This window comes from Pseudomonas sp. SWRI99 (assembly GCF_014270125.1).
In the GTDB taxonomy this organism is placed as follows: domain Bacteria; phylum Pseudomonadota; class Gammaproteobacteria; order Pseudomonadales; family Pseudomonadaceae; genus Aquipseudomonas; species Aquipseudomonas hamedanensis.
The window spans coordinates 42,891-69,482 of record NZ_JABWQR010000034.1; the positions used below are offsets into that span (position 1 = coordinate 42,891).

Genomic DNA, 26,592 nt, shown 5'->3' on the forward strand with positions numbered 1-26,592 from the left:
GGACCTTTCCGTCCGCGCCGATGTTCCAGGAGGATTCCATGCGCACCCTCGTTTTCAGCAGCCAGACCTACGACCGCGACAGCTTTCTCGCCGCCGACTGCCCGGCCGCCATCGACCTGCATTTCCAGGCCGCGCGGCTCAGCCTCGACACCGCCGCACTGGCCGAGCAGCACGAGGTGGTCTGCGCCTTTATCAATGACGACCTCAGCGCTGCGGTGCTGGAACGTCTGGCAGCCGGAGGCACGCGGCTGATCGCGTTGCGCTCGGCCGGGTACAACCATGTCGACCTGCTGGCCGCGAAACGTCTGGGATTGTCGGTGGTGCGCGTTCCGGCCTACTCGCCCCATGCCGTGGCCGAACATGCCGTGGCGCTGATTCTTGCCCTCAACCGGCGTCTGCATCGCGCCTACAACCGCACCCGCGAAGGAGATTTCAGCCTGCACGGTCTGACCGGATTCGATCTGGTCGGCAAAACCGTCGGCATCGTCGGCACCGGACAGATCGGTGCGACTTTCGCGAAGATCATGCACGGTTTCGGCTGCGAACTGCTGGCCCACGATCCGTATCCCAACCCTGATGTCCTTGCCTTGGGTGCGCGGTACCTGAGCCTGCCGGAGTTGCTTGCGCAATCGCGGATCATCAGCCTGCACTGTCCGCTCAACGAGCAAAGCAGACACCTGATCAACCGCGACTCGCTGGCGCACATGCAGCCGGGCGCCATGTTGATCAACACCGGACGCGGCGGTCTGGTGGACACACCGGCGCTGATCGACGCCTTGAAGGACGGCCAGCTCGGTTATCTGGGACTGGATGTGTATGAAGAGGAGGCGCAGCTGTTTTTCGAGGACCGTTCCGATCTGCCGTTGCAGGACGATGTACTGGCGCGCTTGCTGACCTTTCCTAACGTGATCATCACCGCGCACCAGGCATTCCTGACCCGCGAAGCGCTGGGCGCGATTGCGGCGACCACGCTGCACAACATCGCAGCCTGGGCGGCGGGTGAGCCGCAGAACCAGGTCGAGGGCTGAGCGCCTTATTTGCTCAGCGAGGACGCCAGGATCAGCAAGCCCAGCCAACCGAAACCGAGCAGGCGCTGCTTGCTCGAATGGCCCTTGCGCAACAGGAACCAGACGAAAAACGCCGGCAACAGGAACACCATGATTTTCAACCAGCCTTCCACCGGACGGCTGCCGTCGGCGTTGACCGGTTGCTGCGCCTGACGCGCCTGCTCTGCGGCCTGCTGACGGCGGCGGCGCCCGGCCGCTGCCGGCATTACTTTGGGCAGAGGTTCGGCCAGCGGCGGGACAAAAGCCTCGGGCACGGCATTGTTGCGTGGCAGGCTGCCGAACGAAATCGTCGACGCCTGGGGGGATGCCGCAGCGGACTGCGCCTGCATGGCGGCATGTTCGGCCATCGGCGCCCCGCAATGAATACACACCAGAGCTTCGGAACTGATGCTCCGCTTGCATTCATAACATTCGATCAGCGCCATGTTCCGTTCCTTCAGATTCGGGGCCGGCAGTTTGCCATGACTGTCGGCTCATTTGAACCGGATCGAAGGTCGCACGTGCCCCGCATTCTGTCATCGAGCCCGTGCTAGCATGTCGCGCATATTTGGAGGACCCATGGTCGAACACGATTTTCGCTACACCCTGATGAACCCGCAACACACCCTCACCGAATGCCGCGCCCTGGTTCCGGGCCGCTATCAGGTCACCGGCAACGGTGGCTCGATCCGCATCGGTGATGTCCTGCTGGTCACGCTCAAAGGCAGCAAGGATTTGTCCATGCGCCTGACCGTCGACACCGTCCGCCACCTGATCAACCCGCCGGGCCAATGGACCGCGATGACCACCGGCCCGCTCTTCGGCGAACTGGCGATTCACACCTGGCAGGTCAATTGCGACAGCTGCGCCAAGGAACTGAGCTTCGAATTCGCGGTGGACGCCAAGCTGGGCAAATCCGCAGAAAAACCGGCAGCCACGGCGCGCATCGCCGAGCTGGGCTGGAAAGCCGTCGATGACAAGCACCTGTGCCCCAAATGCCAGGAGCCTGCATGATGAAACGCTTGGCCCTGGCCGCTCTGGTCGGTGCTGGCCTCGCCGGTTGCGCCGCCGAGCCTGTACAACTGCAGCAGAACCGCAGCTACATTCTGGAATGGATCGGCGAACGGCCGCTGATGGACTACAGCCATCTGACCGTGACCCTTGGCGACGATGGTCGCGCCTACGGCAACGGCGGCTGCAACCACTGGTTCGCGCCGTATACGCTGGAGGGCGACAAACTGACCTTCGGCAAGATCGGCAAGACCCGCAAACTCTGCGCGCCGGCGTTGATGGAGCAGGAGCAACGCTTCCTGCAGGCGCTGGAAAAGGTCGAGCGCTGGGACATCTCGCCGATCGAACAGATGCGTTTCTGGCCGGCAGAAGGCAAGCCGCTGCGCTGGTGGCTGGAAGAGGGTTAAACCTGTGGCGAGGGAGCTTGCTCCCGCTCGGCTGCGCAGCAGTCGCAGCAGTCGCAAGTCAGCCATTACGGGCAGGCTGTTGAACCGAGGCAGCCAGGGCTGGGGCTGCTTCGCAGCCCAGCGGGAGCAAGCTCCCTCGCCACAAAAAGCCATCAGGTTTATTGGGTGGTTTGTAAGGCCTCCAGCTTCGCCATCACCCCCGCCGCCGTCTGTTCACCCAGCAACTGTTCACGCACCTTGCCTTTGTTGTCGATGATGTACGTCACCGGTAACGCTTCACTACGCGGCAAGTCAAACAACTCCGCCGGATCCTGCGCCAGCACGGTGAACTTGATGCCCAGTTTCTCGCTGGCGCTTTTCAATTCCTCACCCTGTACGTTGTCGAAATTGACCCCGAACACACCCACGCTCTTGCTCTTGAGTTCCTCAGCCAAATGGTTGAGTTCAGGAATTTCCGTGCGGCACGGACCACACCACTCCGCCCAGTAATTGAGCACCACCCATTGTTTGTCCAGACGCTCGGACGCGACCTTCTGGCCGTTCTGGTCGATCCCGTAATCATTGCCGCAGCCCCCCAGCATCAACGCCCCGAGAATCGTCAATGCCGCTGCCAATCGCCGTGTCATGCCGTGTTCCTTGTGAAAATGAGAAAGCGCCTGCGACCCATCGCCTCTGACGGTTCTGGATTGCGCGCCGCACAGTTAGAATAGCCGCCACTTTACGCCAGAAGCGACCCGCCATGACCGATCTGACGCTTTATCACAATCCGCGCTGCTCGAAATCCCGCGGCGCGCTGGAACTGCTCGAAGCCCGCGGCCTGACGCCGACCGTGGTGCGCTACCTCGAAACACCGCTGAACGCCAAGCAGATCAAGGCCCTGCTCGGCAAGCTCGGGATCAGCGCGCGGCAGTTGCTGCGCAGCGGCGAAGAGGAATACAAAACCCTGAACCTGGCGGATGCCAGCCTCAGCGAGCAGCAATTGATCGACGCCATCGCCGCGCACCCGAAACTGATGGAGCGGCCGATTCTCGAAGCCGGCGACAAAGCCATCATCGGGCGCCCACCGGAAAACGTATTGGAGTTGTTGCCATGAGCACGCCGTACATTCTGGTCCTGTATTACAGCCGCAGCGGTGCGACCAACGAGATGGCCCGGCAGATTGCCCGTGGTGTCGAGCAGGCTGGCCTGGAAGCGCGTTTGCGTACCGTGCCGGCCATTTCAACTGAATGCGAAGCCGTGGCGGCGGACATTCCCGATGAAGGTGCGCTCTACGCCACGCTCGATGACCTGAAGAATTGCGTTGGCCTTGCCATGGGCAGTCCGACGCGCTTCGGCAACATGGCCGCGCCGCTCAAGTACTTCCTTGATGGCACCAGCAACCTGTGGCTGACCGGCGCCCTCGTTGGCAAACCGGCCGGCGTGTTTACTTCCACCGCCAGCCTGCACGGCGGTCAGGAAACCACCCTGCTGTCGATGATGCTGCCGCTGTTGCACCACGGCATGCTGATCACCGGCCTGCCCTACAGCGAATCGGCTTTGCTGGAAACCGAAGGCGGCGGTACGCCATACGGGGCCAGCCATCACGCCGGTTCCGATGGCAAGAACGGGCTGGATCAGCACGAAGTGGCGCTGTGCCGCGCACTGGGTCTGCGTCTGGCGAAAACCGCGCAGAAGCTGGTGGGCTGAGATGGCGAAGAAGGCAAAGATTTTGCCCTCAGTGGCGTGGCTTGAACCACGGGTGAAGGCCATGCGCGTGCTCAGCCTGTTGAGCTTTTTCGCCCTCGCCGGGTTGCTGGCGGCTTATTACCTGCTGTTCGCTGACCTGCATGGCGCCCGGCCGTGGGTGATTCTGCTGGTCGAACTGATCCCGTGGCTGGTCCTCGCCCCGGGGATGATCATGGGCAGCGCCCGCGGGCATTCGTGGATGTGTTTTGTGGTGAACCTGTATTTCATCAAAGGCGCACTGGCGGCGTATGACCCGCACCGGCAGCTGTTCGGCCTGCTGGAAATGGCGGCGAGTCTGGCGGTGTTCTGCTCGGCGCTGTTGTATGTGCGCTGGCGGTACCAGTTGAATCGCAAATTGGCTGGTGAAGGTGACGTCAGCGTCGCCTGATCTGACGCCTTCGCGAGCAGGCTCGCTCCCACAGAAAAACGCATTCCAAAATGTGGGAGCGAGCCTGCTCGCGAAGGGGACGACGCGGTCTCAATGGTTGACGGTGTAAGCCAGCATCATCGAAATCTGGCTCATCGGCCGCCCACCGCTCTGTTCGTGCCACTGATTGAACGCTTCCTGCACAATTGCCAGGTCACGCTGACTGGTCGGCACCTTGTCGACGATCTTCTGCGCATTGAGTGCCGCGACCACGTCGTAGCTCGGCACGAAGGTGTCCTTGCCGACCATGCGCAAAAACCGCGGTGCCGACAGCCCGCCCAATTGATGGCCGTGCTTTTTCAGGTAGGTCCACAGACCGACGATATCGGTCACCGGCCAGTCGGCGATCAGTGCGCCGAAACTGCCTTTGTCCTTTTCCACATCGAGGATGAACTGCGCATTGCGCGGCACGCTCTTGAGCTTGCCCAAGTGGCGAATGATCCGCGCATCCTGCATCAGGCGCTCAAGGTGTTCGGCGCTCATGAGTACGACTTTTTCCGGATCGAATTTGAAGAACACTTCTTCGAACGCCGGCCACTTGGCGTCGACCAGACTGTGCTTGAGCCCGGCGCGAAAGACCCGCAGCGCCATGGTCGAGAGGTAGCGGTCGTCGCTGATCTTGCGCAGTTGTGCAGGCGTCTTGGGAACGGGCAGATGGGCTTCCAGTTCAGCCGCCGAACCGAAACGGTTCAGACAGTATTCGTGCAGCCACTTGTAATCGCGCATGCCCTCTCCTATTGAATGAAACTGATAAATCTCTGTGGGAGCGAGCCTGCTCGCGAAGGCGTCGGGTCAATCAACATATTTGCTGAATGACACACCGCCTTCGCGAGCAAGCCCGCTCCCACATGTTTAATCGGGCTTACAGGTTGACGACATTGACGAAACGCGAAGCCGCCGTCTCGTCGATCTTCAGGCTGGTGAAATCGAACAGATTGCGGTCGGCCAGTTGCGACGGCACCACGTTCTGCAGGCTGCGGAAAATCGATTCGGTGCGGCCCGGAGTTTTGCGATCCCAATCCTGCAGCATTTCCTTGACTACCTGGCGCTGCAGGTTTTCCTGCGAGCCGCAGAGGTTGCACGGGATGATCGGGAATTGCTTGAGGTCCGAGTAGGCCTGGATGTCCTTTTCGTTGCAGTACGCCAGCGGACGGATCACCACGTTGCGGCCGTCGTCGGCGCGCAGTTTCGGCGGCATCGCCTTGAGCGTGCCGTTGAAAAACATGTTGAGGAAAAACGTCTCGACGATGTCGTCGCGGTGATGACCGAGGGCCATTTTCGTCGCGCCGATTTCATCGGCAAAGGTGTACAGCGTGCCGCGGCGCAGGCGCGAGCACAGCGAGCAAGTGGTCTTGCCCTCCGGAATCAGTTCCTTGACCACCGAGTAGGTGTCTTTTTCGACGATGTGGTATTCGACGCCCAGCTCTTTCAGGTAGGCCGGCAGCACGTGCTCGGGGAAGCCCGGCTGTTTCTGGTCCATGTTCACCGCGACGATCTCGAACTTGATCGGCGCCACTTTCTGCAGGTGCAGCAGCACGTCGAGCATGGTGTAGCTGTCCTTGCCCCCGGACAGGCAGACCATGACCTTGTCGCCGTCTTCGATCATGTTGAAATCGGCGACCGCTTCGCCCGCCAGGCGGCGCAGGCGCTTTTGCAGTTTGTTCTGATTGACCGTAAGAGTGCCCATGACGCGAAATCCGTGAGGTGTGACGAAGGGCCGGCATTTTACGCAAAAACCCGGTCGGGGCGAAGGGCCGTGGATCTGCCTCCTGTGGCGAGGGAGCTTGCTCCCGCTGGGGTGCGAAGGGCCCCTCAAGCTTTTTTTCATGGCACACACCGAGCCAGGAGGGATTGCGACTGCTGCGCAGCCGAGCGGGAGCAAGCTCCCTCGCCACAAGGCCATTCGTTCACCAGTAGCAAGATTTTGGCGCGATTAAGCGCTTTGTTTACAGCGCGATTTGCTCTAAGCCCCGGATACCGGTGCGATTAAGACCTTTCTATACTGCGACATAAGGTCGCACACATCTGAAGACCTGTATTTGCTCGGCCACCTTGGCCCGTAGGCGCTCCGCTGGGGGGCGATGGCAATAACAAGAGGAGTGAATGGCATGATCCATCACGTAGTGGGACTGTTTACCCACCCCGATCAGGAATGGAAGGAGATCCGTGGCGACCAAGAAGAAAGCATCAGCCACATGTACTTGACCCACACGCTGATTCTCGCGGCGATTCCTGCCGTCTCGGCGTTTATCGGCACCACTCAGGTCGGCTGGGTGATCGGCAACCGCGCGCCGGTGATGCTCACTCTGGAGAGCGCGCTGTGGATGACGATAATGTCGTACCTGGCGATGCTCGGCGGGGTCGCGGTCATGGGCGCTTTTGTGCACTGGATGGCGCGCACCTATGACGCCAATCCGAGCCTGGCCCGTTGCGTGGCCTTTGCCACCTACACCGCCACGCCACTGTTCGTCGGCGGTCTGGCGGCGCTGTATCCGCACATGTGGCTGGGCATGATCGTCGGCACGGCGGCCATCTGCTACACGGTGTATCTGCTGTATGTGGGATTGCCGACATTCATGAACATCCCGCCGGACGAAGGCTTTCTGTTCTCCAGTTCGGTGCTGGCGGTGGGCCTGGTGGTCCTGGTGGCGATCATGGCGTTCACCGTGATCGTCTGGGGCCTGGGCGTTGGCCCGGTGTATACCAACTAGCTTGATTCACGCCTGAAAAAAACAACATCTGCCCACACAGGCCGCCGCAAGGCGGCCTTCTTCTTGGGGCGATGACCATTCGGCAGGTCAGCGATTCGCAAGTCGGCGGGGTTGCGGCATACTCGGCGTCTCTGGAGATCCATCAAGCATGCCCGAGCAACTCAATACCCGCGTCGAAGACTGTTACCAACTCGCTGAATCCTTTTTCAAACGTTCCTTCAAACGCCCCGTGGTCAGCCTCAAGCTGCGCGGGCAGAAAGCCGGTGTCGCGCATCTGCACGAGAACCTGCTGCGCTTCAATCCGCAGCTGTACCGCGAAAATACCGAACACTTCCTCAAGCAGACAGTGGCCCACGAAGTCGCGCACCTGATCGCCCATCAATTGTTTGGCGACCGCATCCAGCCCCACGGCGAGGAATGGCAACTGATCATGCGTGGGGTTTACGAACTGCCGCCGGACCGCTGCCACACCTATGAAATCCAGCGGCGCAGAGTCACCCGCTACATTTATAAATGCCCATGCCCGGACAGCGACTTTGCGTTTTCGGCACAGCGCCATAGCTTGGTCAGACAAGGGCGGCGGTATTTCTGCCGGCGGTGCCGCACGACGTTGGTGTTCAGTGGCGAGATGCGGGTGGAATAGCTGGTTTCTATGTTGCCTTGACTGGCCTCATCGCTGGCAAGCCAACTCCCACAGGTTCCCAGGTGTTCACAAAACCTGTGGGAGCTGGCTTGCCAGCGATGAGGCCACGACAGGCACTAAAGAATCACTTTGGTGGAACGCAGCTCAGCAATCCGCTCAGCACTCACCCCCAACTCCCTCAACACCTCATCCGTATGCTGCCCCAACCCCGCGCCGACATGCCGCGGCGCCGGCAGCGCTTGAGAAAACTTCAACGGACAAGCCATCTGCGCCTGTGTCGTACCATCCCCGCGCGGCACTTGCGTCACCAGCCCCCGCGCCTGCAACTGCGGATGGCGTACCGCCTCGCCCAGACTCAGCACCGGTTCGACACAGGCATCAACCCCGGCAAACAACTCACACAGTTCAGCAAAGTCATGCCGCTCAAACTCGGCCTGCAATGCATGCTTCAGCGCCTGTTGCTGCTCAGCCCTTTGCGACAATCCCCGCGCCGCCAGCTCCGGCCGGCCAAGCGCTGCGCACAATTGCTGCATGAACGCCGGCTCGAGACTGCCCACCGACATCCAGCGCCCATCTCGCGTACGGTAATAATCATAAAAGCTGCCGCCATTAAGCATCTGGTCTTCGCGGCCCGGTTCCGCGCCGCAGGCCAGGTAACCCGCGCCGGCCATGGCATTGAGGCTGAATGCGCAGTCGGCCATGCTCACATCCAGGTGCGTGCCCTGCCCGCTCTGCTGACGGGCGATCACCGCCGCCAGCAAGCCGATCACCCCGTGCAGCGAGCCTCCCGCCACATCCGCCACTTGCATGCCCAAAGGCACCGGCCCGCTGTCGGCGCGGCCGGTGTAACTGGCAAGTCCCGCCAGCGCGAGATAATTGATGTCATGCCCGGCGCGATCACGATACGGCCCGCTCTGGCCGTAGCCGCTGATCGACACGTAGATCAACTGCGGATTGATCGCTTTCAACGCTTCATAGCCCAGGCCCAGTCGCTCCATCACCCCGGGCCGGAACTGCTCCAGAACGATGTCGTACTCGCCCAGCAATTGCTGGATGATCTCGAGCGCTTCGGGCTGTTTGAGATCCAGCGCCAGACTGCGCTTGTTGCGGTTCAGATACGCATGGCTGGCCGATGTCCCACCATCGTGGGGTGGCAGTACGCGCAACAGGTCCATGCGCGTCGGTGATTCGATGCGCAGCACCTCGGCGCCCATGTCCGCCAGCAGCAACGAGGCGAACGGCCCCGGCAACAGGGTCGAGAAATCGAGAATTTTCAGTGAGGCCAGCGGTGCGGACATGGGCGAACTCCTTGGGCGATCCATTCAGCCTAGGCAGGCATCGTCGATGCGGCAATCACCGCAAATGTCAGCGACTGTGACCGTTGTGCTCAATTCACAGGCAAGAAAAAACCCGCCGAAGCGGGTTTTTTTATTCATGTGGCGAGGGAGCTTGCTCCTGCTGGACTGCGGAGCAGGCCCCTTCTTGAAAGCGGGCCGCTGCGCGCGCCAGCGGGAGCAAGCTCCCTCACCACAAGGTATTACCAGATACAGCTTATTTCACATTGCTCGGGGTTGGGCCTTCAGCCACACCCAGGTCGTCTTCTTCACGCTCTTCGGAGATACCACGGCCACCGGAAGCCAGCTCGGCTTGCAGCACGTCGGTGTCCAGTTCCTTGACCCACTTGGCCACGACGATGGTCGCTACGGCGTTACCGACCAGGTTGGTCAGCGCGCGGGCTTCGGACATGAAGCGGTCGATACCGAGGATCAGCGCCAGACCGGCAACCGGCAGGTGGCCGACCGCCGACAGGGTAGCGGCCAGAACGATGAAGCCCGAACCGGTCACGCCCGCCGCGCCTTTGGAAGACAACAGCAGCACCAGCAACAGGGTGATCTGGTGGGTGATGTCCATGTGGGTGTCAGTCGCTTGGGCGATGAACACCGCAGCCATGGTCAGGTAGATCGAAGTACCGTCGAGGTTGAACGAGTAACCGGTCGGGATCACCAGACCGACAACCGATTTCTTCGCGCCCAGACGCTCCATCTTGATCAGCATGCGTGGCAGCGCCGATTCCGACGAGGACGTACCCAGGACGATCAACAGCTCTTCACGGATGTAACGCACCAGCTTAAACACGCTGAAACCGTGAGCACGGCAGATCGCGCCCAGCACCAGCACGACGAACAGTATGCAGGTGATGTAGAAGCAGATCATCAACTGGCCCAACTGCACCAGCGAGCCGACACCGTAGGCACCGATGGTGAACGCCATGGCGCCGAACGCACCCAGTGGCGCCAGCTTCATGATCATGTTGATGATGTTGAACATCACGTGGGCGAAGCGATCGATCATGTCCAGCAACGGACGACCGTACGAGCCGAGGCGATGCAGGGCGTAGCCGAAGATCACCGAGAACATCAGCACTTGCAGAATGTCACCGGTGGCAAACGCGCCGACGATGGTGTTCGGGATTACGTTGAGGAGGAAACCGACAATGCTCTGGTCTTTACTGGCCGTCACGTAGGTGGCGATTTTCGAGGCATCGAGGGTGGTGACGTCGATGTGCATGCCGGCGCCCGGTTGCACGACGTTGACCACGATCAGGCCGATCAGCAGGGCGATGGTCGAAACGATTTCGAAGTACAGCAGCGCGTAGCCGCCGGTCTTGCCCACGGATTTCATGTTCTGCATGCCGGCGATGCCGCTGACAACGGTACAGAAGATGATCGGCGCGATGACCATTTTGATCAGTTTGATGAAACCGTCACCCAGTGGCTTGAGGGCCACACCGGTCTGCGGATAAAAGTGACCAAGCAGGATGCCGATGGCGATGGCAACGATCACCTGGAAATACAGGGATTTATACAGTGGCTGACGAGTCGTCATTGCAGGTTTCCTCAAGCGTCCAGCGGGCGACATCCATCTGTCGAGCGCCGAACCTTAATTGCGAACCCTCCTGCACTGGAGGGATTTGTTGTTGGAGCGGCGTTTTCCGCGAAGGAGAAATGCACGCTTCTGTCGCTTCTATCGCAAACGCCGTGCCAGATTGGTGCGATTGCCAGCAAGCCTTTTGATATCAGGGTCTGCGGGATTTTCCATGTCACCGGACGGTGACCCGTGTGTGGCGGATTTCCGCCAACTTGCCGTTTCGCGTCCTGCAATTTGGCGGAAATCCGCCTTGTTGCGAGCAGCGCCACCCGGCTACCATCCGGGCGCCTGAGGAAGGATCTGCCGCTTATGCGTGAACGCACCATTGCCAGTCATTTCGCCCGTGCCGCCCTCGGTGGCGCACGCCGTCTGGGGTTCGATTATTCGGGCCTGCTGCTGCAACTGGGCATCAGCCCGGAGCTGCTCGACGAACCGCGCGCGCGCATTGCTCCAGAGCAATTCACCCGGTTGATTCAAGGGCTGTGGCTGGCGCTGGACGACGAGTACCTGGGCTTCGGCAACGCGCCAAGCAAGCCCGGCACTTTCGCCATGATGTGCCACGCCTCGATTCATTGCCGCAATCTGGAAAAGGCCCTGCAACGCGGTTTACTTTTTTATAGCTTATTCCCCGATGCCCCGCGCCTGACCTTGAATCGCGAAGACGAATGGGTGCGATTGAGCCTCGACGATTCGCCGCTATGGGACCCGGATCACTTCCTCACCGAGAGCCTGCTGGTGATCTGGCATCGCCTCGGCAGTTGGCTGATCGGCCAGCGGATTCGCCTCGAACAGGCAACCTTCAGCTACCCGCGCCCCGACCACGGCGCTGAATACGACCTGCTGTTTCCCTGCCCTATGGTTTTCGGCACCGAACGAAGCAGCCTGCTGTTTCACAGCCGCTACCTGCCGATGCCGCTGTTGCAGGACGAACGCACGCTCAAACACTTCCTCGAACGCTCGCCCGCCGACCTGCTCTCGCGCCCGGACGACGGCGACAGCCTCAGCAGCCGCTTGCGTCGCCTGCTCAGCCGCGACAGCGCGCACTGGCCGGATCTGGAAGCCGTGGCGGCTCACATGCACATCAGCCCGCAGACCTTGCGCCGGCACTTGCGTGAAGAAGGCACCAGTTTTCAGGAACTGAAGGATCAGCTGCGGCGGGATATCGCCATTTACCATTTAGGCCGGGCGGAGCTGTCGTTGCAGCAGATTGCCGAGCAGCTCGGATTTTCCGAACCGTCGGCGTTTCATCGGGCGTTCAAGAAGTGGACGGGGCTGACGCCGGGGGCTTATCGGGCGCAGGAGCAATGAGGCAGCCTCGAATCTTGCGTTGAAGCGCCCGGCGCTATCGCGAGCAGGCTCACTCCTACAAGGGTACGCATTCCAAATGTAGGAGTGAGCCTGCTCGCGATAGCGTCATAAAGGGCACCACCTAAACCGCAGGAAAATGAATCCTGAACGCCGCCCCGCCCATCGGCGAATCGCCCAGGGCCAGCCGGGCGTTGTAGCTTTCGATGATGTCCTTGACCACCGCCAGCCCGATGCCCTGCCCCGGATGCTGCGCATCCAGGCGTTCGCCGCGCTCGAGTATCCGTGCGCGTTGATCGAGTGGCACACCCGGCCCGTCGTCTTCTACGCACAACTCGACCCCGGCGAGCGACTCGCGCACGCTGACGCGCACTTCGCCCAGGCACAGGCGATAGGCGTTTTCCAGCAGGTTGCCGAGCATCTCCAGCAAGGCACCCTGTTCGATCGGCACATAGCAATGCTCCGGCAGATCAAACGTGACACGTACGTGTTTGTCGCGGTAGACCTTGTCCAGCGTGTCACAGAGGCTTTTGAGCACCGGTTGCAGGCGCACCTGATGGCGCACCAGGCCGCTTTTGCGCAGGCTGGCCCGTTGCAGTTGGTAGCTGATCTGCTGGCTCATGCGCTCGATCTGGCTTTGCAGCACCCAGGCCTGATCGCGCTCTTGAGGCCGCTGCGCCATGTCTTCGCTGACGCCTTGCAACACCGCCAGTGGCGTCTTCAGGCTGTGAGCAAGGTCATCGAGCGAATCGCGGTAACGGCTGCGCTGCTGACGCTCGCTGAGCAGCAAGCGGTTGAGCGAACCGGTCAGGCGCAGCAGTTCACGCGGGTGTTTTTCAGTCAGGCTTTCGCGGGTTCCACCTTCGATTTCGTCGAGTTCCTGGCTGAGTCGGCGCAAGGCCTTGAGGCCCCAGGTCAGGCCGATCCATAACAACGCGAGCAGCACCAGCAACGCCGCGCCGAAGCCCAGATAAAGGTTTTCACGCAGGCCTTCGAGGGTGGTTTCGTATTCGCGCACCGGTTGCAGCGCGACAATGCTGAACGCCGCGCTCTTGCCGCCGAGCAGTTTGACTTCGACGTCGTAGACAAAGAATTCCTGGCCGTTGCTTTCGCGAATCCGCGCGAACTCGTTGCCGAGGCCGTCGTAGCGCGGTTTGTAGTTGATCTGCTCTTCCTGGGTGGCTTTCGACCGCCACACCAATTTGCCGTCGCGGTCGTAGATATAGCCGAGCAGGCGAAAATCGGTGAGGTTGAAGCGCTCATCGGGCAATTGTGAAGGCATCATCAACCGACCGTTTTCCACGCGCGCGGCCGAGATCAGCGTAGTGACATCAGAGGCCAGGCGCTGCTCGATCGAATCCTGCAAGGCGAGGCTGAACGCGCCCTGCATCGCCGGGAGCAAGGCGAGCATGAACAACACCGCCAACGTGGTGGCGGCGAGCATCAAACGAACGCGAAGGGAACGAATCAAGTGCAGCGCTCGTTGAACAGATAGCCGAGACCGCGCACGGTGTCGATCGGTTTGAACCCCGCCGGGGCTTCAAGCTTGCGGCGCAGACGGCCGACCAGCACTTCGATCACGTTCGGATCACGCTCGTCGTCATCCGGGTAGAGCTGCTCCATCAAGCGATCCTTGGGCACCACTTGCTGGTGGTGACGCATCAGGTATTCGAGGATGCGGTATTCGTAGGCGGTCAGCGCCAGCGGTTGTTCATCGAGGCTCGCCTGTTTGCGATTGAGGTCCAGCAGCAACGGCCCGGCAACAATGGTCGACTGAGTGAAACCGCTGGAGCGGCGCAGCAGCGCATTGAGGCGTGCGTCGAGTTCTTCGAACTGGAACGGCTTGACCACGTAATCGTCGGCGCCCGCGGCGAGTCCTTCGACCTTGTCCTGCCAGTTGCCGCGCGCGGTGAGGATCAGGATCGGAAAGCTCTTGCCGCCCGAACGCAACTGCCGGATCAGGTCGAGGCCGCCCATGCCCGGCAGGCCGAGGTCGATCACCGCCAAGTCAAAGTTGAACTGTCCGGTCTGGTACAGCGCTTCTTCGGCATTGGCCACGGATTCGACCACGTGACCGCTCTCCGTGAGGCGGGTTTGCAGGTGATGGCGCAACAGCGCTTCATCTTCGACGACCAACAGTTTCATAAAACTCTCCCGGCTAAATCACAAACTCCAGTAACCCACCTGTGGGAGCGAGCCTGCTCGCGAATACTGACGATCAGGCGAAATATTCATCGACTGACCAATCGCCTTCGCGAGCAGGCTCGCTCCCACATTCAATCTGCGGCAACTGCTTAGAAATAGTAGTTGGCCGAAAGGTACGTCTGGGCGCTGCTGGTCAGGTCCAGTGAGCCTTGCTTGCTGCCGCCGCGCTCACTCATCTCGGTGCTGGCGTTGCTGCGCAGGTAACGGTAACCGAGTTCCACCGAGGTGTTTTGCGACACTTGCTGCAACACACCGAACTGCCCACCCACTGCATAACCGATATCGCTGTCACGGCTGAAACCTGGCGACTCCTGGGTCAGTTTGGTCAGGCCCGCCGTGGCACCGCCGAACAGTTTGGTACTACCGCCCACCGGGTAGAACAGATCGTAGCTGCCCAGCAGGTTTTCCTGGCGCAGTTTAACGCCATTGTGCGAACCGGATACGTTGTCGTAGGTGGCGTAGTAGCGACCCTGGCTGTTCTGCTGACCGAGGCGCACGCCGTAGGTGTTGTTGCCGTCGATGGCCCCGGTGGCGTTGGGGTGGTCGAGGTTGTCATTCAAGGCGTGGGACTTTTTGATCTTGTCGCTGGTCTGGCCGAAGCTCAGGCCGGCGAAGTTCGAAGTGGTGTCGGCGTGGGCCGCGATGCTGGCGCTCATTACGGTCAAAGCCAGCAGCAGTTTGTTTAAACGAGTCATGGGTATTTCCTCTTTCACAGTGCTGTTTGGGTATGGCGCAAGGTTACTGACCCGCCCCTGTACCGCCCCTGAACCGTCTCTGAACCCAAGCTGAACCAGATCGTCTAGGCTGTTCTGACCACTTACATCAAGGAGACCCGACCATGCGCCTGTTCCTCGCCCTCACCTTGCTGGCCGTCAGCAGCCTGACCCAGGCTGCGATCAAGATCGCAGAAATCCCCTATCAAAGCGCCGACGGTACAAAACTGATCGGCTACTACGCCTATGACGACGCGATCAAAGGCCCACGCCCCGGTGTCGTTGTGGTCCACGAATGGTGGGGGCTGAATGACTATGCGAAGCGTCGCGCACGGGATTTGGCTGAACTCGGCTACAGCGCGCTGGCTATCGACATGTATGGCGAAGGCAAGAACACCGAGCACCCGAAAGACGCGATGGCCTTCATGCAAGCGGCGACCAAGGACGCCGATGCAGCCAGCAAACGTTTTGCCGCTGGGTTGGACCTTCTGAAAAAACAGCCGCAAACCGACGTCAACAAACTCGCTGCCATCGGTTATTGCTTCGGTGGCGCCGTGGTGTTGAATGCGGCGCGTCAGGGCGTGCCACTGGCGGGTGTGGTGAGTTTCCATGGCGCGCTGGCGACCAAGACCCCGGCAACCCCGGGCAGCGTGAAAACGAAGATCCTGGTCGAGCATGGCGCGCTGGACAGCATGGTCACTCAGGACAATGTCACCGCGTTCAAGGCGGAAATGGACAAGGCCGGGGCGGACTATAAGTTCGTCAGTCTCGAGGGTGCCAAGCATGGCTTCAGCAATCCGGACGCCGACCGTTTGAGCCATGGCGAGCATGGTGGGCCGGACATTGGTTACAACAAGGCGGCGGATGAAAAGTCCTGGGCGGACATGAAAGCGTTCTTCCAGAAAATCTTCAGCTAACCACCTTTGTGGCGAGGGAGCTTGCTCCCGCTCGGCGGCGCAGCCGTCGCAAAATCTGCTGACGACTTCTCGCCGACGGACATCAGCAGCGGGCTTTTGGGGGCTGCGCCCCAGCGGGAGCAAGCTCCCTCGCCACAAAAAACGGCCTACTGGTCAGCACCGGTGCTAACCGGCAAAATGCCCGCCATGAATCTCCCCCCCGCCCTGCCCGCCTGCTGCACCGCGCTCGACAGTCGTTGGCCATTGCCAACGGTGTTGCCTGGCACCGTACTGCTCAGCACCCGATTTGATCCGGCGCGACTGCTCGCCGATGACTTTCAGCGCAGCGCCGTCGTCGCGCCGCCAAGCATTCAGCGCTCGGTGGCCAAGCGTCAGGCCGAATTCCTTGCCGGACGGATCTGCGCCCGCGCCGCGCTGGCGCAACTCGACGGCACGGACACGATCCCGGCCATTGGCGAAGACCGCGCCCCGGTCTGGCCGGCGCACATCTGCGGCTCGATTACTCACAGCACCGGTCACGCCGCCGCGATCGTTGCCAACAAGCAAGACTGGCGCGGCTTGGGCATGGATCTGGAAAATCTGCTGAGCCACGAGCGCGCCGAGCGCCTGGCCGGGGAAATCCTCACGCCGGCGGAGATCCAGCGCATGGCGGCCGGGTCGCAGGATCATCTGGCGTTACTGGTGACCCTGACGTTTTCGGTCAAGGAAAGCCTGTTCAAGGCGCTGTACCCGATCGTGCAGCAGCGCTTTTATTTCGAGCATGCCGAAGTGCTGGAATGGACTGAGGCGGGTGAGGTACGGGTGCGGTTGTTGACGGATTTATCCAGCGAATGGCGCAACGGATCGGAGCTGGAGGCGCAGTTCGGAGTGCAGGATGGGCAGTTGTTGAGTCTGGTGAGCATCCAGGCCTGAAGTTTTGCATTGCCTGCATGGTCCTCATCGCTGGCAAGCCAGCTCCCACAGTATTCCCGGTGAACACAGAATCTATGTACACCCGCGAAACCTGTGGGAGCTGGCTTGCCAGCGATGGGGCCAGACCTGCCACCACACGCCTACCGGCGCTCCTGATTCCTCGGCCAGCTCAAACTGAAACAAGCCCCACCCAGACTCTTGCTCTTGCCGATGATCGCCCGGCCGTCATGCCAGTGAATGATCCGCCGCACAATCGACAGCCCCAGGCCATGGCCACCCGACGCTCGCGTGCGGCTGTCATCCAGACGCAGGAACGGCGTGAAAATCCGCTCCCAGGCCACTTCCGGCACGCCCGGCCCGTCATCCTCGACGTCAACGCGGCAACGCAACTGCCCGACCTGATAGCTCACCGTGACCTTCGATTGCGCATGGCGCATGGCGTTGCTCACCAGATTCTGCAGCGCCCGGTGCAGGTAACGCGGTTCGGCTTCGACCCAGGCGTCGTCGTTATCGGCAGAAGACAGGCACAACCCGCGCTGCACGGTGACTTCGGCGCGCAGCGGCGCCAGCTCTTCGATCACTTGATTGACCAGTGCATCAAGGTCGATGCGCTGGAACGTCAGGGCCGGCGAACCCTGCTCCAGCCGGGCGTAAGTGAGCATTTCGTCGACCAGCTTGTCGAGATCCTCGATATCGTGGTCCATGCCTTCACGGTACTTTTCCAGCGCTTGCGGGGTGGTCGCCGAGCCGATCATTTCCAGACCAAAACGCAGCCGCGCCACCGGCGTGCGCAATTCGTGGGACACCGCGCGCACCAGTTCACGCTGGATCGCCAGTAACTGCTGCAAGTGCTCGGCCATGCCATTGAAGGCCGACGCCAGACGCCCAACCGAGTCGGCTCCGCGCGCCGGCACGCGGGTTTCCAGGCTGCCCTTGGCGATGCGCGTGGCCGCTGCTTCCAGCCCGCGCAAACGCCGCTCCAGTTGCCGCACCAGCAAATAAACGATGAGCCCGATCAGGGTCAGGCCGAGGGCGGCAATCAGCACCAGCCATTCCGGTGGATAGGGATTCATCTGATACAGCGGGCCGATTTCCAGCACCCACGGCGTGCCGACCATGCCGGCAAACACGCGGATCGAATCGCCGCCCTTGCCCAGCGCCATCACCGTATCGCCCTCGGACACACGGCGACTCTGGTCTTCGTCCATGTCGGCGTCATTCGCCGTGACCAGACGCAAGTCGAAGCCGAAGCCCTTTTCTTTCTTTATTTGCGCCAGACGTTGGGGCTGATCAGCGACCGGCACGCGCACCAATTCATCGGCCAGCAGATAAATCGTCGCCCGGGCCAGTTGCTCGCTGATTTGCTGCACCTCGCCCACCAGCATCATCTGTTCCTTTTCGCTAACCAGCCGATAGACCTTCGCCGCGTGCGGACCGGTCTGCTCGACCAGCGCCTGACCGCGCAGCACACGGGTGCGCTGGGTCATATCGAGGTCGGTTTCGGCGAACTTTTTCAGCGTCAGCGGAATGCCGAGCAAGCGCTCCCACACCAGCAGCGTACGATGGCGCTCGGTCTGGTTCATTGGTTGCAGGTTGTCTGCCATCAGCGAGAACGTGCCATGCGCGAGACGCTCGCGGTATTGCTCGCTGCGCACCTGATTGAGCAAGTGCAGCGCCAGTACGCCCAGCACCGCCACGAGGATCAGTGCGGCGCACATGCCACCGTAGATGCGCAGGAAGATCGAGTTCACAGGGCCAGGTCTGCGCAGGCTTCCGGGACGAACAGATAGCCTTTGCTGCGGATGGTCTTGATCAGGCGCGGATGGTCGGGGTCATCGCCGATTTTCGGACGGATGCGCGAAATGCGTACATCGATCGAGCGGTCCTGGCCGTCATAGCCGATGCCGCGCAATGCGGTGAAGATTTCTTCGCGGGACAGAATGCGCCCGGCATTGGAGACCAGCAGCCAGAGCAGGTCGAACTCGGCACTGGTCAGCTCGATGCCGTTGTCGCTCAGCCAGGCTTCGCGCAGGGCGTTATCGACGATCAGCGGGCCGAATTGCAGGCGGCGGGACTTTTCAGCGAGTGGCTCCGGTGTGTCACTGCGTCGCAGCAACGCCTGGATCCGCGCCAGCAGCAGACGCGGCCGCACCGGTTTGCAGACGTAATCGTCAGCGCCCAGATCGAGGCCGTGGATCTGATCGGCATCGTCGGTGCGCGCGGTGAGCATCAGAATCGGCCCGTCGTACTGGCTGCGCACCTTGCGGCAGATGCTCAGACCATCCTCGCCGGGCAGCATCAGATCGAGGATCACCAGATCCGGCTGCTGCTTGATGATCCGCGCCGCCGCCAGCGCGCCATTGCCTTCGATCTCCACGCGCAGTCCGTTGGCTTGCAGGTAATCGCGCGTGAGCTCGGCCAGCCGCTGGTCATCCTCGACGATCAGTACCTGCCAGGTTTGTTGCTCCACCGGTGACCTCTGCTTGCTGTTTTTATTGATTAAAGAAGATTATCTGGCTAATACGGTCACTGTAGGAGTGAGCCTGCTCGCGATAGCGGTGGATGAGCCAATAAGGATGCTGTAGGGAAAGACGCTATCGCGAGCAGGCTCACTCCTACAGTTTTTTGCGCAATCCTCCCGTCTTTTTGTCATGTTTCAGGAGGATAAAAATACCTGCACACCCAGCGATTGTATAAACGGCGATCACTCGGAAAACAAGTCGGTAAATGCGTTCGGACACCGCGGAATTCTGTGATAGGGTTCGCGCCCTTAAAAAACCGCTGAAGCGTTTTTCCGGATGAAAAAACAGTGACAAACGGTCTGGCTCAGCAGGTTCGCGGCCTACACGCGTTTTCCTTCTTTCTTACACAATTTACGCACAGGCTTATCCACAGGTAGTACGTTGCAATCCTCCCCTGAAACGCATTATCTTGTAGCACGGCGAAAACGGAGACCCTACATATAGGGTTTTCGACCAAAACACCCAACCACATTTCAAGCCTGAAACTCAAGCGCTTTATGGCGAGTTTCCGGTTGAACGAGCAAGTTTTTTGAAGCCCAAACCGCACTGGCGGATGGCGCCGTTTTTTTAGTCCGAAACGGACAAAACGGTATGGGTGTTGCAGTCATGACTGTCACCCGCGAAGGAATCCGGTTGCGAGCATTGGCTCGCAGCCAAAACTTCGGCAAGGATGCGGCGTTGCAGCCTTTTTCCTACTGTTCCGAAGTTTGTAATGCCGACGCCCGTCGGTTGCAGTGCTTCGGTACAGAACGGTGAGCACCATGACGGTGCCAAACAAACATAGAGAATGTGGAGACCACCCCCCATGCAAACCGACACAACTCGCGAGAACCCGCAGGGCACCTTGCCGCAGGCCGCCGATTCGACTTCGGATCTGGCAGCCACCGCGCCTGGTCAACTGCGCGTGATCAAGCGTAATGGCACTGTCGTTCCTTACACCGATGACAAGATCACCGTCGCTATCACCAAAGCGTTTCTCGCAGTTGAGGGCGGCACCGCTGCCGCTTCGTCGCGAATCCACGACACCGTTGCGCGCCTGACCGAACAGGTCACCGCAACCTTCAAGCGTCGCATGCCATCGGGCGGCACCATCCACATCGAAGAAATCCAGGACCAGGTTGAACTGGCCCTGATGCGCGCCGGCGAGCAGAAAGTCGCGCGTGACTACGTGATCTACCGTGACGGCCGTTCGAAAGAACGCGCAGCCCACGCCCCGGCCGAAGCTGCGGTCAACGCGCACCCGTCGATCCGCATCACCCGCGCCGACGGCAGCCTCGCGCCGCTGGACATGGGCCGCCTGAACACCATCGTCACCGAAGCGTGCGAAGGCCTGGAAGAAGTCGACGGCGACCTGATCCAGCGCGAAACCCTGAAAAACCTCTACGACGGCGTGGCCCTGACCGACGTCAACACCGCCCTGGTGATGACCGCCCGTACCCTGGTCGAGCGCGAGCCGAACTACTCGTTCGTCACCGCCCGCCTGCTGATGGACACCCTGCGTGCCGAAGGCCTGAACTTCCTTGAAGTCGCCGAAAGCGCCACCCATCACGAAATGGCCGACCTCTACGCCAAGGCCCTGCCGGCCTACATCGCCAAGGGTATCGAGTTCGAACTGCTGAACCCGGTGCTGGCCACCTTCGACCTGGAAAAACTGGGCAAGGCGATCAACCACGAGCGCGATCAGCAATTCACCTACCTGGGCCTGCAGACCCTGTATGACCGCTACTTCATCCACAAGGATGGCGTGCGTTTCGAACTGCCGCAGATCTTCTTCATGCGCGTGGCCATGGGTCTTGCGATCGAAGAGAAGAACAAAGAAGACCGTGCGATCGAGTTCTACAACCTGCTGTCCTCGTTCGACTACATGGCTTCGACCCCGACCCTGTTCAACGCCGGTACCCTGCGTCCACAGCTGTCGAGCTGCTACCTGACCACCGTGCCGGATGACCTGTCGGGCATCTATCACGCGATCCACGACAACGCCATGCTGTCGAAATTCGCCGGTGGCCTGGGCAACGACTGGACGCCTGTTCGTGCACTGGGCTCCTACATCAAGGGCACCAACGGCAAGTCGCAAGGCGTGGTGCCGTTCCTCAAAGTGGTGAACGACACCGCTGTGGCCGTGAACCAGGGTGGCAAGCGCAAAGGCGCTGTGTGTGCCTACCTGGAAACCTGGCACATGGACATCGAAGAGTTCATCGAGCTGCGCAAGAACACCGGTGACGATCGTCGTCGTACCCACGACATGAACACCGCCAACTGGATCCCTGACCTGTTCATGAAGCGCGTCTTCGATGACGGTAAGTGGACCCTGTTCTCGCCATCCGAAGTACCGGACCTGCACGACCTGACCGGTAAAGCCTTCGAAGAGCGCTACGAGTACTACGAAGCGCTGACCGAATACCCAGGCAAGGTCAAGCTGTTCAAGACCATCCAGGCCAAAGACCTGTGGCGCAAGATGCTGTCCATGCTGTTCGAAACCGGCCACCCATGGCTGACTTTCAAAGACCCTTGCAACCTGCGCAGCCCGCAGCAGCACGTCGGCGTGGTCCACAGCTCGAACCTGTGCACCGAGATCACCTTGAACACCAACAAGGACGAGATCGCCGTTTGCAACCTGGGCTCGATCAACCTGCCGAACCACATCGTCGACGGCAAGCTGGACACCGCCAAGCTGCAACGCACCGTGAACACTGCCGTGCGCATGCTCGATAACGTGATCGACATCAACTACTACTCGGTGCCGCAAGCGAAGAACTCCAACTTCCGCCACCGTCCGGTCGGCCTGGGCATCATGGGCTTCCAGGACGCGTTGTACCTGCAGCATATCGCCTACGGCTCCGACGCTGCCGTCGAGTTCGCCGACAAGTCGATGGAAGCGGTCAGCTACTACGCGATCCAGGCGTCCTGCGACCTGGCTGACGAGCGTGGTGCCTACGAGACGTTCAACGGTTCGCTGTGGTCCAAAGGCATCCTGCCACTGGATTCGCAACAGATCCTGATCGAACAGCGCGGCCAGCAGTACATCGATGTCGACCTGAAGGAAACCCTGGACTGGGCACCGGTTCGCGCCCGTGTACAGAAAGGCATTCGCAACTCGAACATCATGGCCATCGCACCGACCGCGACCATCGCCAACATCACCGGCGTGTCGCAGTCGATCGAACCGACCTATCAGAACCTCTACGTGAAATCGAACCTGTCGGGCGAATTCACCGTGATCAACCCGTACCTGGTTCGCGACCTCAAGGCTCGCGGTCTGTGGGACTCGGTCATGATCAACGACCTGAAGTACTACGACGGTTCTGTTCAGCAGATCGAGCGCATCCCGCAAGAACTCAAAGAGCTCTACGCGACTGCGTTCGAAGTGGATACCAAGTGGATCGTTGACGCCGCCAGCCGTCGTCAGAAGTGGATCGACCAGGCTCAGTCGCTGAACCTGTACATCGCTGGCGCCTCGGGCAAGAAGCTTGACGTGACCTACCGCATGGCCTGGTACCGTGGTCTGAAAACCACTTACTACCTCCGTGCCCTGGCCGCGACCAGCACCGAGAAGTCGACCATCAACACCGGCAAGCTGAACGCTGTTTCCAGCGGCGGCAACCATGGTGATGATTCGGTTCTGGCCGCTCCGGCAGGTCCAGCGCCAGTGCCAAAGGCTTGCGCGATTGACGAGCCGGATTGCGAAGCTTGCCAATAAGCTGAGCTGGTTTTCAGGCGTTGCGAGACGCTTGAATGAGAAACCCCCGACAGACTTCTGGTTTGTCGGGGGTTTTCTTTTATCGAGAAAAAAAGCGAAACCCGAATGACAGGTTTCGCCGTTTTTATTGTCGCAAACTACCTTCAGACCATGAACGACTCGGCCATCGCCTGCCCTACAACCGGAATGGTGAACGTATCACCATTGGCGGTAGCGAAGGTTTCAATGGTGTTTGAACCTGCATACCAGTCTGCAAGGATCACCGCATTGTTCTGATTGCCAGCGTTCCACTCCACTGCATTGAATATGTAGGCATTGATGCCATCGGTCTTGATCAGCACATCCGCATACGAGGCAATATTCTGCAACTCGACCCTGTCACCACCCTGAACCCCGTCATCCTTGATCAACACATTGGTCGACGAACTGACTTTATAAGTATCGCTGCCCTCACCGCCGTAGGCGTATCCACCGCCGCCCATGATTAAGGTGTCGGAACCGGCGCCGCCGAACAGTTGATACTCAGGCCCCGTCCCTACCAGCGAATCACTGCCGTCATCACCAAACGCGATGCCGGCGTAAACGGTAATGTCGTCATTACCGGCATCGCCATGCAGGACGCTGCCAACATCGTTGTTGGCACCGAACATACTGTCGTTGCCATTGCCGCCAAACAGCTGATCCGCTTCGGCGGGTCCGCTTCGATCCGGGCCGTTGATGGCATAAGGCTCGTAGCTGCCCCCATAAATCGAGTCGTTACCGTCGCCCCCATAGATCAAATCATTTCCCGCTCCGCCGTAGAGCGTGTTCCAGGCGGCGTTGCCTGTCAGGGTGTCGTTGAATGACGAACCGTGCAGCCCTTCGATATTGGCCAGCGTATCGCCAGTCGCATCGCCACCAGTGACCGTGTTGGCTTGCAGGTCGATTTGCACTGCTGCCGAGCTGCCGGTGTACCAGGCTTCATCCAGAACGCCTGCACCACCATCGATAAAGTCGGCGCCCTTGCCACCAATAAACGTATCGGCGCCACTTGCGCCGATCAAGGTATCGTTGAATGCGGTGCCTTCCCAGTTTTCGATGTTAGTGTAAGTGTCACCCGCTGCAGCACCGGTCAGTGGCTGAGTGAGGTCGAGGGTGATCGCCGAGCTTTCAAAGGCAAAGCTGACAGTGTCACGCCCAAAGGAGCCGTCGAAATTGTTGGCCTGATCATCACCGATGAAGGTGTCATCGCGTCCCGAGCCGACGAACTTCTCGATACTCTGGAAGGTATCGCCCTTGGCAATCGAGGTGTGTTCACCGGTCTTGAGATTGATGACCACACCTACCGGCCCGATGTCGTTATAGCTGACAGTGTCGAAACCATCGCCACCGATAAACGTGTCACCGCCATCGCCCCCCATCAAGATGTCGTCACCGGCACCGCCAGTGATAACGTTATCCAGTGCATTCCCTCGTGCCTGGAATGCACCCGTACCGGTATAGGTCAATCGCTCGATCCCGGCATTCATCAGGTAGTAAGACTGATTGGTACGCACCTCATCGTTACCGCCGCCTGCCAGCTCGATGATCGCGCCATAGTTTGCATTATTGAGAACGTAAACATCGTCGCCACTGCCACCCTGCACAGTGAATCCGGTCGAGTTGACACTGGTGATAAAGACGTCGCTGTAGGCCGAACCGATGATGGTCTCGATGCCATAAAAGCTGTCACCCTCGGCATCGCCACCGGTGCCCGTGCCAGAGCCGACCCCGGAAGCACCCAATGTCAGCGTCACTCCCTGGGCGGATCGCGAGTAATCCGCCACGTCAACGCCGGTCCCACCGTCGAACTTGTCCGCCCCCGCACCTGCAATAAACGTATCCGCATACTGCGTGCCGCGTATCAGTTCGATGTCGGTGTAGGTGTCACCTGCCGCGATGCCGCTGTATACGCCAGTCTTGAAATTCAGCGTAACGGCCACAGTGCTGTCGTCATAACTGACGGTGTCCGTTCCGGCGCCACCGACAAAGCTGTCGGCACCTGCACCACCCAGCAAGGTATCGTTGCCCACACCACCTGTGATGATGTTGTCGCTGGCATTACCGCGACCGGTAAAGTTGCCGGTGCCGGTGTAAGTCAGGCGCTCGACATTGTTGTGCAGCCCCATGCTGAGTTGGTTGGTACGTACTTCGTCGTCGCCGCCGCCCTGCGCTTCGATGATAACTGCCGATGCACCGGTGTTGACGATGTAGACGTCGCTGCCTGCCCCTCCCTGCAAGGTGAAGGAGCCGGAGGTGGAGGAAGTGAACACGTCGTCGTAGGCCGAACCGATTATCTTCTCGATACCCGAGAAGGAATCGCCTTCGGCATCACCACCGGTGCCGGTGCCGGTTCCGGAGACCAGCGTCAGGTTGATGGCTGCACCAGACTGCGAGTAGTCGACGACGTCCATGTTGTCGGGGCCAACCGTACCGCCGTCGAACTTGTCGGCACCGGCGCCAGCCACGAACGTGTCACTGTATTTCGAGCCACGAATGACTTCGATCCCCTCGTAGGTATCGCCGGCAGCAATGCCCGTGTGAGCACCGGTCTTCTGGCTGATGGTCAGGCCCACGGTGGAGTCGTCGTAGGAAACCGTATCGATTCCCGCGCCACCGATGAAGATATCGGCACCCGCGCCGCCCAGCAGCAGGTCGTTGCCCACACTACCGGTGATGATGTTGTTGCCCGCATTGCCTGTCCCGGTGAAGTTACCGGTACCGGTATAGGTCAGGCGTTCAACTTCGGCACTCAAGGTCATGGTATTCAGCGAGGTGCGTATTTCGTCGTCACCACCACCCGCCGATTCGATCACCGACTGGTTGGCCGAGCCGTTGATGATGTACAGATCGTCGCCCGCTCCGCCCTGCAGCAAGAACGCCCCAGAGCCGGTAGTAAATACATCGTTCAGCGCCGAACCGACAACTTTCTCGATATTGGTAAAGGTGTCGTCCTGTGCGTCGCCGCCCAGGCCACCGCCGGTGCCGAGCGTGGTCAGAGTGATGTTCACGGATTGCGCCGACAACGAATAATCGACGGTATCGACGCCACCTGCAGCGCCGCCATCAAAGATGTTGGCTTCTGTGCCGCTGAAAAACGTGTCACCGTTCTTGCTGCCACGAATGATTTCGATACCGGAGTAGGTATCGCCCGCGGCAGACCCGGTGTGCACACCGGTTTTCAGATTAACCGTTACCCCCTCAGCGAGGCTGTCCTCATAACTGGCTACGTCGATACCGTTGCCGCCAATCAACTGGTCGGCACCTGCACCGCCGATCAGCAAGTCGTTACCGGCGCCACCGGTGAGGATGTTATCGCCGGCATTGCCACGCCCGGTGAAATTGCCAGTGCCGGTGTAGGTCAAGCGTTCGACTTCACCGCTCATGCCCATGCTGGTCTGG

The 26,592-nt window shown here is 60.3% G+C and carries 24 protein-coding genes and 1 pseudogene; 13 read left to right on the plus strand and 12 right to left on the minus strand.

Annotated features, from left to right (window positions below; all coding sequences use genetic code 11):
* The first annotated feature begins 38 nt into the window (after nucleotides 1–38).
* Nucleotides 39–1,028 carry a 2-hydroxyacid dehydrogenase gene (locus tag HU743_RS23370; RefSeq protein ID WP_186637045.1) on the plus strand — a complete coding sequence of 330 codons (990 nt, stop codon included), beginning with the start codon at nucleotides 39–41 and terminating at the stop codon, nucleotides 1,026–1,028.
* Nucleotides 1,029–1,033: 5 nt separating this feature from the next.
* On the opposite strand, the gene HU743_RS23375 is transcribed toward HU743_RS23370, so the two are convergent.
* Nucleotides 1,034–1,492, minus strand: coding sequence for a hypothetical protein (locus HU743_RS23375; protein WP_186651474.1), 459 nt, complete (start codon nucleotides 1,490–1,492; stop codon nucleotides 1,034–1,036).
* Nucleotides 1,493–1,625: 133 nt separating this feature from the next.
* On the opposite strand from HU743_RS23375, the gene HU743_RS23380 reads away from it, so the two are divergent.
* Nucleotides 1,626–2,060 carry a hypothetical protein gene (locus tag HU743_RS23380; protein WP_186637038.1) on the plus strand — a complete coding sequence of 145 codons (435 nt, stop codon included), beginning with the start codon at nucleotides 1,626–1,628 and terminating at the stop codon, nucleotides 2,058–2,060.
* Nucleotides 2,060–2,464 carry an META domain-containing protein gene (locus tag HU743_RS23385; protein ID WP_186622231.1) on the plus strand — a complete coding sequence of 135 codons (405 nt, stop codon included), beginning with the start codon at nucleotides 2,060–2,062 and terminating at the stop codon, nucleotides 2,462–2,464. The genes HU743_RS23380 and HU743_RS23385 overlap by 1 nt, the downstream gene beginning before the upstream one ends.
* Before the next feature lie 158 nt (nucleotides 2,465–2,622).
* On the opposite strand, the gene HU743_RS23390 is transcribed toward HU743_RS23385, so the two are convergent.
* The gene (locus HU743_RS23390) at nucleotides 2,623–3,090 is read right to left on the minus strand and encodes a TlpA disulfide reductase family protein (RefSeq protein WP_186651476.1); all 468 of its coding nucleotides are present in this window, start codon (nucleotides 3,088–3,090) and stop codon (nucleotides 2,623–2,625) included.
* A gap of 113 nt (nucleotides 3,091–3,203) precedes the next feature.
* On the opposite strand from HU743_RS23390, the gene arsC reads away from it, so the two are divergent.
* From arsC to HU743_RS23405, 3 genes are read left to right on the plus strand one after another with little or no spacing between them, the layout of a single operon-like run.
* The gene (gene arsC / locus HU743_RS23395) at nucleotides 3,204–3,557 is read left to right on the plus strand and encodes an arsenate reductase (glutaredoxin) (protein WP_186651478.1); all 354 of its coding nucleotides are present in this window, start codon (nucleotides 3,204–3,206) and stop codon (nucleotides 3,555–3,557) included.
* Nucleotides 3,554–4,150: an NAD(P)H:quinone oxidoreductase gene (wrbA, locus tag HU743_RS23400; protein ID WP_186651480.1), complete on the plus strand. Its 597-nt coding sequence runs from the start codon at nucleotides 3,554–3,556 to the stop codon at nucleotides 4,148–4,150. Before arsC ends, wrbA begins: the two co-directional genes overlap by 4 nt.
* Before the next feature lies 1 nt (nucleotide 4,151).
* Nucleotides 4,152–4,577 carry a DUF2069 domain-containing protein gene (locus HU743_RS23405; RefSeq protein WP_186622212.1) on the plus strand — a complete coding sequence of 142 codons (426 nt, stop codon included), beginning with the start codon at nucleotides 4,152–4,154 and terminating at the stop codon, nucleotides 4,575–4,577.
* Nucleotides 4,578–4,667: 90 nt separating this feature from the next.
* On the opposite strand, the gene HU743_RS23410 is transcribed toward HU743_RS23405, so the two are convergent.
* Nucleotides 4,668–5,342 (minus strand): DNA-3-methyladenine glycosylase I, encoded by a 675-nt coding sequence (locus tag HU743_RS23410; protein ID WP_186551724.1) that lies wholly within the window; start codon nucleotides 5,340–5,342, stop codon nucleotides 4,668–4,670.
* Nucleotides 5,343–5,370: 28 nt separating this feature from the next.
* On the opposite strand from HU743_RS23410, the pseudogene HU743_RS27465 reads away from it, so the two are divergent.
* Nucleotides 5,371–5,469, plus strand: a pseudogene (locus tag HU743_RS27465) (metal ABC transporter ATP-binding protein); the annotation flags it as partial.
* Nucleotides 5,470–5,478: 9 nt separating this feature from the next.
* On the opposite strand, the gene ttcA reads toward HU743_RS27465, so the two are convergent.
* Nucleotides 5,479–6,303: a tRNA 2-thiocytidine(32) synthetase TtcA gene (ttcA, locus tag HU743_RS23415; protein ID WP_186622214.1), complete on the minus strand. Its 825-nt coding sequence runs from the start codon at nucleotides 6,301–6,303 to the stop codon at nucleotides 5,479–5,481.
* A 421-nt stretch (nucleotides 6,304–6,724) separates the two neighbouring features.
* On the opposite strand from ttcA, the gene HU743_RS23420 reads away from it, so the two are divergent.
* A complete protein-coding gene (locus tag HU743_RS23420; RefSeq protein ID WP_186551722.1) occupies nucleotides 6,725–7,327 on the plus strand; it encodes a Yip1 family protein in 603 nt (200 codons plus the stop codon).
* A 148-nt stretch (nucleotides 7,328–7,475) separates the two neighbouring features.
* A complete protein-coding gene (locus tag HU743_RS23425) occupies nucleotides 7,476–7,970 on the plus strand; it encodes a SprT family zinc-dependent metalloprotease (RefSeq protein WP_186551721.1) in 495 nt (164 codons plus the stop codon).
* Nucleotides 7,971–8,086: 116 nt separating this feature from the next.
* On the opposite strand, the gene HU743_RS23430 is transcribed toward HU743_RS23425, so the two are convergent.
* Entirely contained in the window at nucleotides 8,087–9,268 is a 1,182-nt protein-coding gene (locus HU743_RS23430; protein ID WP_186651483.1) for a CaiB/BaiF CoA-transferase family protein, read from the minus strand.
* Between the two features lie 253 nt (nucleotides 9,269–9,521).
* Nucleotides 9,522–10,856: a dicarboxylate/amino acid:cation symporter gene (locus HU743_RS23435; protein ID WP_186551719.1), complete on the minus strand. Its 1,335-nt coding sequence runs from the start codon at nucleotides 10,854–10,856 to the stop codon at nucleotides 9,522–9,524.
* A 351-nt stretch (nucleotides 10,857–11,207) separates the two neighbouring features.
* Between HU743_RS23435 and HU743_RS23440 the strand changes: the two genes are divergently transcribed.
* Nucleotides 11,208–12,206 carry an AraC family transcriptional regulator gene (locus HU743_RS23440; protein ID WP_186651485.1) on the plus strand — a complete coding sequence of 333 codons (999 nt, stop codon included), beginning with the start codon at nucleotides 11,208–11,210 and terminating at the stop codon, nucleotides 12,204–12,206.
* Nucleotides 12,207–12,327: 121 nt separating this feature from the next.
* On the opposite strand, the gene HU743_RS23445 is transcribed toward HU743_RS23440, so the two are convergent.
* From HU743_RS23445 to HU743_RS23455, 3 genes are all read right to left on the minus strand, one after another.
* Entirely contained in the window at nucleotides 12,328–13,674 is a 1,347-nt protein-coding gene (locus HU743_RS23445; RefSeq protein ID WP_186651487.1) for an ATP-binding protein, read from the minus strand.
* Nucleotides 13,671–14,348: a response regulator transcription factor gene (locus HU743_RS23450; protein ID WP_186622221.1), complete on the minus strand. Its 678-nt coding sequence runs from the start codon at nucleotides 14,346–14,348 to the stop codon at nucleotides 13,671–13,673. The genes HU743_RS23445 and HU743_RS23450 overlap by 4 nt, the downstream gene beginning before the upstream one ends.
* A 149-nt stretch (nucleotides 14,349–14,497) precedes the next feature.
* A complete protein-coding gene (locus HU743_RS23455) occupies nucleotides 14,498–15,103 on the minus strand; it encodes a hypothetical protein (RefSeq protein WP_186551715.1) in 606 nt (201 codons plus the stop codon).
* A 143-nt stretch (nucleotides 15,104–15,246) separates the two neighbouring features.
* Here HU743_RS23455 and HU743_RS23460 point away from each other — a divergent pair, with 143 nt between their 5' ends.
* Together HU743_RS23460 and HU743_RS23465 are read left to right on the plus strand one after the other, a co-directional pair.
* Entirely contained in the window at nucleotides 15,247–16,038 is a 792-nt protein-coding gene (locus HU743_RS23460; protein ID WP_186651489.1) for a dienelactone hydrolase family protein, read from the plus strand.
* A gap of 186 nt (nucleotides 16,039–16,224) precedes the next feature.
* Nucleotides 16,225–16,950: a 4'-phosphopantetheinyl transferase superfamily protein gene (locus HU743_RS23465; protein WP_202883921.1), complete on the plus strand. Its 726-nt coding sequence runs from the start codon at nucleotides 16,225–16,227 to the stop codon at nucleotides 16,948–16,950.
* A gap of 140 nt (nucleotides 16,951–17,090) precedes the next feature.
* Here HU743_RS23465 and HU743_RS23470 read toward each other — a convergent pair whose 3' ends face one another.
* Together HU743_RS23470 and HU743_RS23475 are read right to left on the minus strand one after the other, a co-directional pair.
* Nucleotides 17,091–18,701 carry an ATP-binding protein gene (locus HU743_RS23470; RefSeq protein ID WP_186651493.1) on the minus strand — a complete coding sequence of 537 codons (1,611 nt, stop codon included), beginning with the start codon at nucleotides 18,699–18,701 and terminating at the stop codon, nucleotides 17,091–17,093.
* A complete protein-coding gene (locus HU743_RS23475; RefSeq protein ID WP_186551712.1) occupies nucleotides 18,698–19,420 on the minus strand; it encodes a response regulator in 723 nt (240 codons plus the stop codon). The genes HU743_RS23470 and HU743_RS23475 overlap by 4 nt, the downstream gene beginning before the upstream one ends.
* Before the next feature lie 857 nt (nucleotides 19,421–20,277).
* Here HU743_RS23475 and HU743_RS23480 point away from each other — a divergent pair.
* A complete protein-coding gene (locus tag HU743_RS23480) occupies nucleotides 20,278–23,172 on the plus strand; it encodes a ribonucleoside-diphosphate reductase subunit alpha (protein WP_186551711.1) in 2,895 nt (964 codons plus the stop codon).
* 143 nt (nucleotides 23,173–23,315) lie between these two features.
* On the opposite strand, the gene HU743_RS23485 is transcribed toward HU743_RS23480, so the two are convergent.
* Nucleotides 23,316–26,592: calcium-binding protein (locus HU743_RS23485; protein ID WP_346656535.1), on the minus strand; the 3,277-nt coding region annotated here is incomplete at its 5' end.

Coding starts and splice junctions, on each gene's coding strand:
- HU743_RS23480 (WP_186551711.1), top strand. CDS start 20,278: ATGCAAACCGACACAACTCGCGAGAACCCGCAGGGCACCTTGCCGCAG.
- HU743_RS23460 (WP_186651489.1), top strand. CDS start 15,247: ATGCGCCTGTTCCTCGCCCTCACCTTGCTGGCCGTCAGCAGCCTGACC.
- arsC (WP_186651478.1), top strand. CDS start 3,204: ATGACCGATCTGACGCTTTATCACAATCCGCGCTGCTCGAAATCCCGC.
- HU743_RS23370 (WP_186637045.1), top strand. CDS start 39: ATGCGCACCCTCGTTTTCAGCAGCCAGACCTACGACCGCGACAGCTTT.
- HU743_RS23425 (WP_186551721.1), top strand. CDS start 7,476: ATGCCCGAGCAACTCAATACCCGCGTCGAAGACTGTTACCAACTCGCT.
- HU743_RS23375 (WP_186651474.1), bottom strand. CDS start 1,492: ATGGCGCTGATCGAATGTTATGAATGCAAGCGGAGCATCAGTTCCGAA.
- HU743_RS23430 (WP_186651483.1), bottom strand. CDS start 9,268: ATGTCCGCACCGCTGGCCTCACTGAAAATTCTCGATTTCTCGACCCTG.
- wrbA (WP_186651480.1), top strand. CDS start 3,554: ATGAGCACGCCGTACATTCTGGTCCTGTATTACAGCCGCAGCGGTGCG.
- HU743_RS23420 (WP_186551722.1), top strand. CDS start 6,725: ATGATCCATCACGTAGTGGGACTGTTTACCCACCCCGATCAGGAATGG.
- HU743_RS23465 (WP_202883921.1), top strand. CDS start 16,225: ATGAATCTCCCCCCCGCCCTGCCCGCCTGCTGCACCGCGCTCGACAGT.
- HU743_RS23450 (WP_186622221.1), bottom strand. CDS start 14,348: ATGAAACTGTTGGTCGTCGAAGATGAAGCGCTGTTGCGCCATCACCTG.
- HU743_RS23380 (WP_186637038.1), top strand. CDS start 1,626: ATGGTCGAACACGATTTTCGCTACACCCTGATGAACCCGCAACACACC.
- HU743_RS23405 (WP_186622212.1), top strand. CDS start 4,152: ATGGCGAAGAAGGCAAAGATTTTGCCCTCAGTGGCGTGGCTTGAACCA.
- HU743_RS23385 (WP_186622231.1), top strand. CDS start 2,060: ATGAAACGCTTGGCCCTGGCCGCTCTGGTCGGTGCTGGCCTCGCCGGT.
- ttcA (WP_186622214.1), bottom strand. CDS start 6,303: ATGGGCACTCTTACGGTCAATCAGAACAAACTGCAAAAGCGCCTGCGC.
- HU743_RS23390 (WP_186651476.1), bottom strand. CDS start 3,090: ATGACACGGCGATTGGCAGCGGCATTGACGATTCTCGGGGCGTTGATG.
- HU743_RS23455 (WP_186551715.1), bottom strand. CDS start 15,103: ATGACTCGTTTAAACAAACTGCTGCTGGCTTTGACCGTAATGAGCGCC.
- HU743_RS23410 (WP_186551724.1), bottom strand. CDS start 5,342: ATGCGCGATTACAAGTGGCTGCACGAATACTGTCTGAACCGTTTCGGT.
- HU743_RS23435 (WP_186551719.1), bottom strand. CDS start 10,856: ATGACGACTCGTCAGCCACTGTATAAATCCCTGTATTTCCAGGTGATC.
- HU743_RS23440 (WP_186651485.1), top strand. CDS start 11,208: ATGCGTGAACGCACCATTGCCAGTCATTTCGCCCGTGCCGCCCTCGGT.